An 11833-nucleotide genomic window follows, 5' to 3' on the forward strand; every position below is an offset into this window, starting at 1 on the left:
GGCTCCGTCACGGGTCGATTTCCGGCCGCGGTGGCCGGACACCGGGGAAAGCTCCCTCCGGGGCACTCTTGGGTGTCAACCGGAATCATTGCCACCGCTTTGCCGGACCCCGCTAGTGTGCGTCGAATGTCCCGTACCGCCACGTCCCCGGCGCGTACCGCGGCCCCCGCTCCCGGCCCGCCCCAGGCCGGCCCCGCCGCCGTACCGCGCGACCCGTTCTTCGACAACGCGAAGTACCTGGCCATCGTGCTCGTCGTACTCGGCCACGCCTGGGAACCGCTCACCCACAGCAGCCGGGCCGCGACGGCGCTCTACCTCACCGTCTACGCCTTCCACATGCCGGCGTTCATCCTGATCTCCGGCTACTTCTCGCGGGGCTTCGACCTGAGCCCGCCCAAGGTCAAGCGTCTGATCACCAGCGTCCTGGTGCCGTACCTGATCTTCCAGCTCGCCTTCGTGGAGTTCCAGCACCTGGCCGAGGACGGCGCAGCCCCGGAGCCGTTCACCCTGCTGGAGCCCTGGTACCTCAACTGGTTCCTGGCCGCGCTCTTCCTCTGGCGGCTGACGACGCCGGTGTGGCGGGCGGTGCGCTGGCCCGTCCCGCTCTCCTTCGCCGTCGCGATCGTGGCGATGCTCTCCCCGGAGGTGGGGAGCGAGTTCGACGTGATGCGGGTGATGCAGTTCCTGCCGTACTTCGTGATCGGGCTGCATCTGAAGCCCGCCCATTTCGAGCTGGTGCGGCGGCGCTGGGTGCGGATCGCGGCGGTGCCGCTGTTCGCCTGCGCGATGGCCACGGCGTATCTGCTGGCCCCGCGGCTGGACAGCGGCTGGTTCTACCACAACTCCACCATCCGGGACCTGCGCGAACCCGCCTGGACGGCGCCCGTGATGACCTTCGCGCTGTTCCTGTGCGCCGCCGCGCTGACGGTGGGCTTCCTGGCCTGGGTGCCGCGCCGGCGGACCTGGTTCACGGCGCTCGGGACCGGGACGATGTACGGCTTCCTGCTGCACGGCTTTGTGATCAAGCTGTCGCGCTGGTGGGAATGGTACGACCTGTACGACTGGATCCGGCGGCCGGCGGGCGAGGTCCTGGTGTCGGTCCTCGCCGTCGCCCTGGTCACCGTGTTGTGCACGTCTCCGGTGCGGCGGGTGTTCCGTCCGGTGATCGAACCACGGATGGACTGGGCCTTCCGCGTGCCGCCCCGGCCCGCCCCGGTGGCGGCCACCACCACGGCCCCGAGCGCTGCTACAGATGCAGCACGATCTGCGTCGCCAGCGCCACCCACCATCCCACCGGCACGATCAGACCGATCGCTCCAGGACGGCTGAACAGCGGCGCCCCCGGGTCGGGCTGCGGCCCGTGGCCGCCGGGGACCGGGGGCGCCAGCTTCTTGAGCTTCGCGTGCACGCTCAGGTTCCAGAGCAGGGTCAGCGGAGTGAAGATGATCAGCGAGAAGGGGCTCCACCACTGCCAGCAGGTCTTCGCGGTCATCTCGCGGAGCAGCGCGGTGCCGCAGGTCCGGCAGAACAGGCCCTTCTGCGAGAAGAACCGCATCATGAAGACGAGGCCCTGGTGGCGGCGGATGGTCATCTGGGCGGCCGGGAAACCGCCGCATATCTGACAGCTGCCGTGCGCGCCCGGCATCGGCTGCGGATGCGGCTGCGGGTGGGGGTGGGGGGCGATGACGTAGGGGTCGGGCTGCTGCTGCGGCGGCGCCGCGTAGGGCCCGGCGGTCCCGTACGGGCTCCCCTGCGGAGCGGCGGTCCCGTAGGGGTGGCCCTGCGGGGCGGCGGTCCCGTAGGGGTTCGCCTGCGGCGCGGCACCGTACGGATTCCCTTGCGGCGCGGCCCCGTAAGGGTTCCCCTGCGGCGCGGCGGGCGGGGCCTGAAACGGGCCGGGCTGCTGCGGGGCGTACGGGTTGTTCTGCGGCGGGGACGGCGGCGCGGCGCCCTGCGGCTGCTGCGGGTATCCGTAAGGCATCTGCGGCTGTTGGGGCTGCTGAGGCGTGGTCATGAGAATCCCCCGTGGAAATTCGTGAACGCGATGAGCGCGATGAGCGGGGTGCGTCACCGGCACGGCGGGACAACGTGACGCGGCGGAAATGCCGGCGGCCCCACGGCGGCGCACACATCCGCCGTGCGCGGCGGACGGACATGTCTATCAACGCGCGCGAAAACCGCAATGCCGTGACGCCGCGATGCGGTGGCGGCCCCTGGCGTCGTGACAAGCGGGCGTCACGGGTGCGAGCGGGGAGAAATCACGCGGCCGGAATAGCGGTCGCGGAGGAGCCGGAAAGGGGAAGCCCACCAGGAATTCACCCCGCCCGCTCGCGGGCGCGTCGCTCAGTCGCGCCGGTCGCGGCAGATCAGCAACAGCGCCCGGTCGTCGTTGACGTCCTTGGCCACGGCCTCGATCAAGTGCCAGGCGGCGCCCGCGAATCCGGTGGTGACGTACCGGTCGGCCTCGCCGGTCAGCCGGTCCATGCCCTCGGTCAGCTCGCGTTCGGCGGTCTCCACCAGGCCGTCGGTGAACAGCATCAGGACGTCGCCGGGGCGCAGCCGCCCCTTGACGGAGTCGAACTCGGCGCCGTCGTAGACGCCGAGCAGCGGCCCCTCCGCGGCCTTCTCCTCCCAGCGGCCGGTCCCGGCGCTGAGCTGGAGCGCGGGCACGTGTCCCGCGGAGAAGAGCTCGTAGTCGCCGCTGTCCAGGTCCAGGACGAGGTGGACGGAGGTGGCGAAGCCCTCGTCCCAGTCCTGCCGGAGGAGGTAGCCGTTGGCGGCGGGGAGGAAGGCGTGCGGGGGCAGCGAGCCGAGCAGCCCGCCGAAGGCGCCGGAGAGCAGCAGCGCGCGGGAGGCGGCGTCCATGCCCTTGCCGGAGACGTCCGTGAGGACGACTTCGAGCGTCCGGCCGCCGTTGGTGCGGGCGGCGACGACGAAGTCGCCGGAGAACGACTGCCCGCCGGCGGGCCGCAGGGCCATCTCGCGGTGCCACCCGCGGGGCAGTCCGGGCAGTTTGCTCTGGACGCGGATGCGTTCGCGGAGGTCGAAGAGCATCGTTCCGCCGCGCCGCCAGGGGACGCCGACGCGGCTGCGGAACTGGGCGATGAGCAGGCCGAGGAAGCCGACGGCGGCGACGACGAGGATGGTGCCGGGGGTGACGCGGTCGGCGCCGTACGCGGCGGGGTCGAGGACCGCCGACTCGACGATGAGGGCGGTCGCCGCCGCCGCGTAGAGGCCGAGGAGGCTGGCGGGGCGGAGCAGCAGTCCGCCGGCGACGATGGGCAGCACCAGCGCGGCGGGGGCGCACCATTCGGGCTGGGCGATGGTGCCGATGGCGAGGGCGGGGACGGAGAAGAGGAGGGTGCTGAGGGCGACCCAGTCGGAGCCGTCGCCACGGAAGTAGTCGACCCCGGCCTTGCGCACGCTCGTACGGGCCCGGTGCAGTGCTTTGCGCATCCGGGCCGTCGGGGTCTCCGCACCGCCAGTCATTGCTTCGGGACCTTATCCACCCATTCGGCGGCGCGTCGATTCACGCCGCGCCGACACGGCTGCCCGCGGGGCACCTGGGGTGCAACCCTATGCGAAAGACGCTCACCTGAGCGGTTATACGGCTCCTCGCATGGCTGTACAGCGGGGAATCCGGTCGTACGACCGGAGCGCGCCGGCCCGGCCGCACTCCCCTGATCCCCCTGTTCTCAGTTGCGCTGGCAGCCCGGGCACCAGAAGAGGTTGCGGGCGGCGAGCCCGGCCGTACGGACCTCTTCCCCGCAGACGTGGCACGGCTGTCCGGCGCGCCGGTAGACGTAGACCTCACCGCCGTGGTCGTCCACCCGCGGCGGCCGGCCCATGGCCTCGGGGGTGTGGTCGGGCCGTACGGTGTCGATTCTGTTGTCGCGCACGCCCTCGCGCATCAGTGCCACCAGGTCGTGCCAGATGGCGTCCCATTCGGACCGGGTGAGATCGCGGCCCGCCCGGTAGGGGTCGATTCCATGGCGGAAGAGAACCTCCGCCCGGTAGACGTTGCCCACCCCGGCGACCACCTTCTGGTCCATCAGCAGGGCGGCGACGCTCGTCCTGCTGCGCGATATCCGCCGCCAGGCCGGCTCGGAGTCCTCGCCCTCCCGGAGCGGGTCGGGCCCCAGCCGGTCGTGTATCGCCTGCTTCTCACCGTCCGTCAGCAGGGCACAGGCCGTCGGGCCGCGCAGGTCGGCGTACGCGTCAGGGTTGGCGAGCCGCAGCCGGACGGTGTCCGTGGGCGGGGGCGTGGGGGCGGTGCCGAGCGTGTACTTGCCGAAGAGGCCGAGGTGGACGTGGATCCAGCCGGTGGGCCCGAAGCCGAGGAAGAGGTGCTTGCCGTGCGCCTCCGCCTCCTCCAGCACCCGGCCGTCCACGAGCGCGGCGCCGTCCGAGAACTTGCCCTGCGGGCTCGTCGCCCGGACCGGGCGGCCGGCGAACAGGGCGCGGTGGTCCGCCGCCAGGCGGTGGATCGTGTGCCCCTCGGGCATGGCGTGCGTCCTCCCGGACGGTGTGAGCGGTACGGGCGGTGTGAGCGGTACGGGCGGTGCGGACGGCCGGTGGAACCGCGAGGGGCCCGCCGCAAGGCTGCGGCGGGCCCGGGGACGTCCAGGGACCCCTTGACGTGCGGGGCCGCGCTCCGTCCGGCTGGTCAGTCCTGCTGCGGGTGGTGCGCGGGGATGGCGGGCAGCTCGCCCGTCGTCTCGTAGCGGCTGAGCATCTCGATGCGGCGGGTGTGACGCTCCTCACCCGAGTACGGCGTGGCGAGGAACACCTCGACGAACTTCGTCGCCTCCTCCTCGGAGTGCATCCGGGCGCCCACCGCGATCACGTTCGCGTTGTTGTGCTCCCGGCCCAGCGCGGCCGTCTGCTCGCTCCAGGCCAGCGCGGCGCGGACGCCCTTGACCTTGTTCGCGGCGATCTGCTCGCCGTTGCCGGAGCCGCCGATCACGATGCCGAGGCTGCCCTCGTCCGCGGCGGTCCGCTCGGCGGCCCGCAGGCAGAACGGCGGGTAGTCGTCCTGGGCGTCGTAGAGGTGGGGGCCGCAGTCGACGGGCTCGTGGCCGTGGGCCGTGAGCCACTCGACGAGGTGGGTCTTGAGTTCGTAACCGGCATGGTCGGAGCCGAGGTACACGCGCATGCGTCCGAGTGTGGCACGTCCCGGCGCGTGGCCGCGCCAGTGGCCTTGATCGGTACACGGGGTGAACACAACGATACGGATTCGGGTCTTCCGAAATACACCTTCGAAAAGTTCTAATGCGGGGGCTCGCAACCCGAGAACCAAAGGAAACTGCCCATGAGCGCGATACCGCCGACCATGACGAAGGCGTCGTCCGGCGATCCCGCGGACGCCGCGCCGGCGACGGGGGACGGCCTCAAGGCCGGCCTCAAGAACCGCCACCTTTCCATGATCGCCATTGGTGGGGTCATCGGCGCCGGACTCTTCGTGGGTTCCGGATCCGGTATCGCCGCCGCCGGCCCCGCCATTCTGATCTCGTACGCCCTCGTGGGCGCGATGGTCGTCCTTGTCATGCGGATGCTCGGCGAAATGGCCGCCGCCAACCCGACCTCCGGTTCGTTCTCCGCCTACGCGGACCGCGGTCTGGGCCGCTGGGCCGGTTTCACCATCGGCTGGCTCTACTGGTTCTTCTGGGTCGTCGTGCTGGCGGTCGAGGCCACGGCGGGGGCCGCGATCCTCAACAGCTGGGTGCCGGACGTCCCCAAGTGGGCCTGGGCGCTGATCGTCATGGTCGTGCTCACCGCCACCAACCTGGCCTCGGTCAGCTCGTACGGCGAGTTCGAGTTCTGGTTCGCGGGCATCAAGGTCGTCGCCATCGCCGCGTTCGTGATCGTCGGCGGGCTCGCGGTCTTCGGCGTGCTGCCCGGTTCGAAGAACGACGGTGCGGGCCTGGCCCACCTCACCGACGCGGGCGGTTTCCTGCCGCACGGTCCCGGCGCGATCCTCACCGGCGTGCTGATGGTCGTCTTCTCCTTCATGGGCAGCGAGATCGTCACCCTCGCCGCCGGCGAGTCCGAGAACCCCCAGAAGGCCGTCCGGCAGGCGACCAACAGCGTCATCTGGCGGATCGCCGTCTTCTACCTCGGCTCGATCTTCGTCGTCATCACGCTGCTGCCCTGGAACTCCAAGGCGATCGCCAAGGACGGCAGTTACGTCGCGGCGCTGAACTCGATCGGCATCCCGCACGCCGGCCAGGTCATGAACGTCATCGTTCTGACCGCCGTCCTCTCCTGCCTCAACTCGGGTCTCTACACCGCCTCCCGCATGGCCTTCTCGCTCGGCCAGCGCGGCGACGCGCCGAAGGCGTTCGCCCGCGTCAACGGCCGGGGCGTGCCGCAGGCGGCGATCCTGGGATCGGTCGTCTTCGGCTTCCTCTCGGTCTTCTTCAACTACATGTGGCCCGACACGGTCTTCAAGTTCCTGCTCAACTCGTCGGGCGCGGTGGCCCTGTTCGTGTGGCTGGTCATCTGTTTCACGCAGCTGAAGATGCGCGGCATCATCCTGCGCGAGATGCCGGAGAAGCTGGTCGTGCGGATGTGGCTGTTCCCGTACCTGACCTGGGCCACGATCGGCATGATCACCTTCGTGCTCGGCTACATGGTCTACGACGGCGGCGACAACCGCGAGCAGGTCGCCCTGTCCGTCCTGGTGGCCGTGGTGGTCCTGGCCATCGGCCTGGTCCTGGACCGTCGCCGGCGGGCGGTGCGGTAGCCTCCGGCGGACCTCGGCGTCGAACGGCGGTGGGCCACACCCTGCGGGGTGCGGGCCCACCGCCGTTCCCGTTCACCCGACGGTCGGTACGTGGCATCCGGCGTCCGATGTCGGTCACGCTGCGTCCGGTCACGGGCTTCCCGGCCGGGGCGGCGGAGGCGGTCCTACGGTGTGGTCCGGGATCCGTACGGGGAAAGGGTGCGCAGGTGGCCGTCGACGACCGCGTCCGGGACGACAGTGCCCGGCGGGACTCCGGCCGGCACCGGCCGCGGATCCCGGGGGTGCCCGGGAATCTCAGGGAGGTCGCGGGGTTCATCCGGGAGAAGACCGGCCTCCGGGTGGAAGTCATCCGCGGCAACGTGCTGGCCACGACCACACGTTCCCTGGCCGACGCCCTGGTCATGAGCGAGTTACACGAGGCCGTGCGCCGGTGCCACTCGGACGGGCTGGGGACCTTTCAGAACGCGTCGATCGGCCTCGCCGGCGACCCCGACGACTTCGTCACGCCCCTCATGGTGGTCTGCGCCCTGTCGGTGATGGACTCCGACGCGTGGCTGCTGTCCGGTGACGAGGTGGAGCTGGCCGTCGAAGTGACGTCGTCACCCCGCGATCCGAGGATCGGGCTGGCGGACCGGATCGCCTGGTACGCCGAGGCCAAGGTGCCCCTCGTGCTCTGTCTACAGCCGGGGGACAGGGAATGGATGCTGCACGCCCGCCCGACCGACGAGGGCTACCGCACCCTCACCCGGGGCCGCTACGGCGAGCCCGTCCCGCTTCCGGATCGGTTGGGCGGTGCCCTGCCGACGGATCGGCTGACCGGCTACCACCGCGTCAAGCGCGCCGGCGCGATGTGAGGCACGTACGGGCGCGGGCCCGCACCCCTCTCGGAGAGGGTGCGGGCCCGCGCCCGTAAGGAAAGAAGGAGCCTCAGCCCCGCCGGCCCAGGAGCTTCCACGCCGTGGGCAGCGCCCCCATCGCCAGCGCCGCCTTGAGCGCGTCGCCGATGAGGAACGGGGTCAGGCCGGCCGCGACGGCGTCACCGAGCGGCATGTGGAGGGCGAGGGCCAGGTACGGGACGCCGACGGCGTAGATGATCGCCGTGCCGAGGGCCATGGTGCCCGCGGTGCGCAGGACGGAGCGGTCGGCGCCGCGGCGGGCGAGGGCGCCGACGACGGTGGCGGCCAGCAGCATGCCGAGCACATAGCCGAAGGAGGGGAAGGCGGCACCGGACTTGCCCTCGGCGAACCAGGGCATGCCGGCGATGCCGGCGAGCGCGTAGAGGGCCAGCGAGAGGAAGCCGCGGCGGGCGCCGAGGGACGTACCGACGAGGAGGGCCGCGAAGGTCTGGCCGGAGACCGGGACGGGCGAGCCCGGGACCGGCACGGTGAGCTGGGCGGCGAGGCCGGTGAGGGCGGCGCCGCCGACGACGAGGGCGACGTCCCGGGCCCGGGAGGAGGACGCGGGCAGGAGATCGGCGAGGACCGTACCGGTCCGGGGGACTGAAACTGCGGCGCTGGCCATCGGTACTCCGCTGGAGGAAGGGTCGGATACAGGACTCGGGACTCGTACGAGAGCCGAGGACTTACGGGGCTCATACACAGAACACCGCGACGTTAGCCCAGCTCTCTCGAATCGGCATGAGGCAGCCGTCACAAAGGCCCTCCGCCCGCTTTGGAAGGTTCCCGAAGGCGGCGACGGGCCGAGTGATGCTCGTCACCGAAAGGGCCGCTCGGCTTGGTTCACGCCGTCGCACCGGGAGAATGGTGAGACTTGCGCGCACTTTTCACGTGTCGCATGCTTTGCGCCCTCCGCCGACCGGTGGGCGGCGCGGGCACCGCAGGCACCGCCGAGACGTCGCGCCACCGCATCCCGTGCGCCCCGGGCGCGCGCCGCACGAACCGAGAGTACGAGCCCCATGCACGACGCACCCCCCACCGCCGAGCCGCTCGCCGGTGAGAGAGAGCCGCTGTCCGCGGGGCTCAAGCAGCGGCACCTGACGATGCTGGGGCTGGGCGGTGTGATCGGCGCCGGCCTGTTCGTCGGCTCGGGCGCCGGAATCTCCGTCGCGGGCCCCGGAATCATCGTTTCCTACCTGCTGGCGGGCGCCCTCGCCATGCTGGTGATGCGGATGCTGGGCGAGCTGTCGTCGGCGATGCCCGCGTCCGGTTCGTTCTCGGTGCACGCGGAGCGGGCGCTCGGCCGCTGGGCCGGGTTCACGGTGGGCTGGCTCTACTGGTTCCTGCTGGTGATCGTGCTGGCCGTGGAGGCGACGGCCGCCGCGCAGATCGCGCACGGCTGGGTGCCGGGGATGCCGCAGTGGGCCTGGGTGCTGGTGTTCATGGTGGTGTTCACCACCGCCAACCTCACGGCCGTGAAGAACTTCGGCGAGTTCGAGTTCTGGTTCGCTGCCCTGAAGATCGGCGCGATCCTCCTCTTCCTCGGCCTCAGCCTGCTGGCGATCTTCGGGCTGCTCCCGGACACCGACCCCGTGGGCCTCTCCAACCTCACCGGCCAGGGCGGTTTCCTGCCCAACGGCTGGAGCGGCGTGATCTCCGGCGTGCTCGCGGTGGCCTTCGCCTTCGGCGGCCTGGAGGTCGTCACGATCGCCGCCGCCGAGTCCGAGGACCCGGAGCGCGCGGTGGGCCGTGCGGTGCGCAGCGCCGTCTGGCGCATCCTCTTCTTCTACGTGGGCTCGATGCTCGTCATCGTCACCCTTCTCCCCTGGTCGTCGCTGAAGCCCGGGCAGAGCCCCTATGTGGCGGTGCTGGACCGGATCGGGGTGCCGGCGTCCGGCCAGATCATGCAGGCCGTGATCTTCGTGGCGCTGCTGTCGGCGCTCAACGCCAACCTCTACGGCTCGTCCCGCATGGTGTTCTCGCTCGCCGAGCGCGGCGAGGCCCCGCGCTCCCTGCTGACGGTCTCGCGCGGCGGGGTGCCGCGCCGGGCGGTGTTCGCCTCCGTGGCGTTCGGCTTCGGGTCCGTCGTCCTCAACCTCGAGTGGCCGGATTCGATCTTCCGCTATCTGCTCAACTCGGTCGGCGCGGTGCTCCTCTTCGTCTGGGGCCTGATCGCCGCCTCGCAGCTGCGGCTGCGCCGCCGCATCGAACGGGAGATGCCCGAGCGGCTGACGTTGCGGATGTGGTGCTTTCCCTATCTGACCTGGGCCGCCCTGGCCGGGATGGCCGCGGTGCTGGTGCTGATGCTCACCGATGACGCCGCCCGTCCGCAGTTGCTGTGGTCGGCGGCGGCCACCGGAGCGGTGCTCGCCGTCGCCGGGATCCGGGAGTTCCGCATCCGCCGTCGCGACCGTGCTTAGCGCGTAAAGATATTGATTCTGGCGATATATCAGGTGCGGAGAGTAATCGTCGCGTCTAAATATCGGACATCCGTGTGACAAGTGTTGTCCTGAGCGAACATCACCCCCACACTGAGGCAACTTTTCCGGGTTGTTGCCTGTTGTAACAACCCTTTTCATCACTCATTCCACGGGGACAGACACGACCATGACTCGGACAGATGCGACCCCCGCGCCCGAGCGCGAGGTCACCGATGCGGCGCCGGGCCACGGCGCCGCCCTGTCGCACGGCCTCAAGCAGCGCCATCTCTCGATGATCGCCCTGGGCGGCGTCATAGGCGCCGGCCTCTTCGTCGGTTCGGGCACCGGCATCGCCGCCGCGGGCCCGGGCATCGTCCTCGCCTATGCGGTGTCCGGGCTTCTGGTGATGCTCGTGATGCGCATGCTGGGCGAGATGGCCGCGGCCAACCCCGCGTCCGGCACCTTCTCGGTGCACGCGGAGAAGGCCATCGGCCCGTGGGCCGGCTTCACCGCCGGCTGGATGTTCTGGATCGAGCTCTGCGTGGGCATCGCCGTCGAGGCGATCGGCGCCGCCGCGATCATGGTCAAGTGGTTCCCGTCCACGGACTCCTGGATGTGGGTCCTGCTGTTCATGGCCGTCTTCTGCGGCACGAACCTGGCGGCCGTCGGGAACTTCGGCGAGTTCGAGTTCTGGTTCGCCACCCTGAAGGTCGCGGCGATCGGCGCCTTCCTGGTCCTGGGCGTGCTGGCCATCTGCGGCCTGCTGCCGGGCACCGACGCGCCCGGCACCGACAACCTCACCGGCCACGGCGGCTTCCTCCCCAACGGCACCGACGGCCTCGTCGCCGGCCTGCTCGCCTCCGTCTTCGCGTACGGCGGCCTGGAGACGGTGACCATCGCCGCGGCCGAGTCCGAGCAGCCGGTCAAGGGCGTCGCCAAGGCGGTGCGCACCGCGATGTGGCGGATCGCCCTCTTCTACGTGGGCTCCATGCTCGTCGTCGTCACCCTGATCCCGTGGACCGACAAGTCCGTCCTGGAGGGCCCCTACGTGGCGGTCCTGAAGTACCTGGACGTCCCCGCCGCCGGCGAGATCATGAATGTGATCGTGCTGATCGCGCTGCTCTCCGCCATGAACGCCAACATCTACGGCGCGTCCCGGATGGCGCACTCGCTCGTCGAGCGCGGCGAGGGCCCCCGCTTCCTCGGCAAGGTCTCCTCCGGCGTCCCCCGGCGGACCGTGGTCGCCTCCTCCGCCTTCGGCTTCTTCGCGGTGCTGCTCAGCTACTGGTGGCCGGACACCGTCTTCAAGTGGCTGCTCTACATGACGGGCGCCGCCGTCCTCGTGGTGTGGGGCTTCATCGCCGTCACCCAGCTGATGATGCGGCACCGGATGCAGCAGGAGCAGCCGGGGAGGCTCGTGGTGCGGATGTGGTGGTTCCCGTACCTGACCATCGCCGCGCTCCTCGGCATCCTCTGCACCCTCGGCCTGATGCTGCGCGAGAAGGACACCGCCCAGCAGCTCTACGCCACGGCCGCCCTCACCGTCGCCCTCGCCCTCATCGGCTACCTGCGGCAGCGCGCCACGGCGCGGCGGCGGAGCTGACGGCCCGTCCATCTCCAGCAACCCCGAGGCGGGGGGGGGGGGGGGGCCCCCCCCCCCCCCCCCCCCCGGGGGGTGGGGGGGGGGGGCCCCCGGGCCCCCGGGGGGCGGGGGTGGGGGGGGGAGGGGGGGGAGGGGAGAACAGGCCAGGAATTTGGCTAAACACTTGGGG

10 protein-coding genes are annotated in these 11833 nt (G+C 71.0%); 5 read left to right on the top strand and 5 right to left on the bottom strand.

What is annotated here, in order from left to right; genetic code table 11:
- Positions 1–126: 126 nt before the first annotated feature.
- Positions 127–1329 carry an acyltransferase family protein gene (locus ACH4PU_RS23455; RefSeq protein ID WP_398275262.1) on the top strand — a complete coding sequence of 401 codons (1203 nt, stop codon included), beginning with the start codon at positions 127–129 and terminating at the stop codon, positions 1327–1329.
- Here ACH4PU_RS23455 and ACH4PU_RS23460 read toward each other — a convergent pair.
- The 4 genes from ACH4PU_RS23460 to ACH4PU_RS23475 all read right to left on the bottom strand — a co-directional run bounded on the left by ACH4PU_RS23460 (position 1247) and on the right by ACH4PU_RS23475 (position 5155).
- Positions 1247–2014: a hypothetical protein gene (locus ACH4PU_RS23460; protein WP_398275265.1), complete on the bottom strand. Its 768-nt coding sequence runs from the start codon at positions 2012–2014 to the stop codon at positions 1247–1249. The two genes, ACH4PU_RS23455 and ACH4PU_RS23460, sit on opposite strands and share 83 nt — an antisense overlap.
- A 329-nt stretch (positions 2015–2343) precedes the next feature.
- Positions 2344–3489 (bottom strand): PP2C family protein-serine/threonine phosphatase, encoded by a 1146-nt coding sequence (locus tag ACH4PU_RS23465; protein WP_185944959.1) that lies wholly within the window; start codon positions 3487–3489, stop codon positions 2344–2346.
- A gap of 206 nt (positions 3490–3695) precedes the next feature.
- A complete protein-coding gene (locus tag ACH4PU_RS23470) occupies positions 3696–4505 on the bottom strand; it encodes an Fpg/Nei family DNA glycosylase (protein ID WP_398275269.1) in 810 nt (269 codons plus the stop codon).
- 161 nt (positions 4506–4666) lie between these two features.
- The gene (locus ACH4PU_RS23475) at positions 4667–5155 is read right to left on the bottom strand and encodes a ribose-5-phosphate isomerase (protein ID WP_185944957.1); all 489 of its coding nucleotides are present in this window, start codon (positions 5153–5155) and stop codon (positions 4667–4669) included.
- Positions 5156–5332: 177 nt separating this feature from the next.
- Between ACH4PU_RS23475 and ACH4PU_RS23480 the strand changes: the two genes are divergently transcribed.
- Positions 5333–6745, top strand: coding sequence for an amino acid permease (locus ACH4PU_RS23480; RefSeq protein ID WP_398275320.1), 1413 nt, complete (start codon positions 5333–5335; stop codon positions 6743–6745).
- Positions 6746–6951: 206 nt separating this feature from the next.
- A complete protein-coding gene (locus tag ACH4PU_RS23485; RefSeq protein WP_398275272.1) occupies positions 6952–7599 on the top strand; it encodes a Uma2 family endonuclease in 648 nt (215 codons plus the stop codon).
- A gap of 73 nt (positions 7600–7672) precedes the next feature.
- On the opposite strand, the gene ACH4PU_RS23490 is transcribed toward ACH4PU_RS23485, so the two are convergent.
- Positions 7673–8266, bottom strand: coding sequence for a biotin transporter BioY (locus tag ACH4PU_RS23490; protein WP_185944954.1), 594 nt, complete (start codon positions 8264–8266; stop codon positions 7673–7675).
- Between the two features lie 394 nt (positions 8267–8660).
- On the opposite strand from ACH4PU_RS23490, the gene ACH4PU_RS23495 reads away from it, so the two are divergent.
- Together ACH4PU_RS23495 and ACH4PU_RS23500 are read left to right on the top strand one after the other, a co-directional pair.
- On the top strand, positions 8661–10061 hold the full coding sequence (locus ACH4PU_RS23495; RefSeq protein WP_398275275.1) for an amino acid permease: 1401 nt from the start codon (positions 8661–8663) through the stop codon (positions 10059–10061).
- A 187-nt stretch (positions 10062–10248) separates the two neighbouring features.
- Entirely contained in the window at positions 10249–11664 is a 1416-nt protein-coding gene (locus ACH4PU_RS23500; protein WP_398275278.1) for an amino acid permease, read from the top strand.
- Positions 11665–11833 lie beyond the last annotated feature (169 nt).

Origin of the sequence: Streptomyces sp. NPDC021100 (assembly GCF_044333095.1) — a bacterium.
GTDB lineage: Bacteria > Actinomycetota > Actinomycetes > Streptomycetales > Streptomycetaceae > Streptomyces.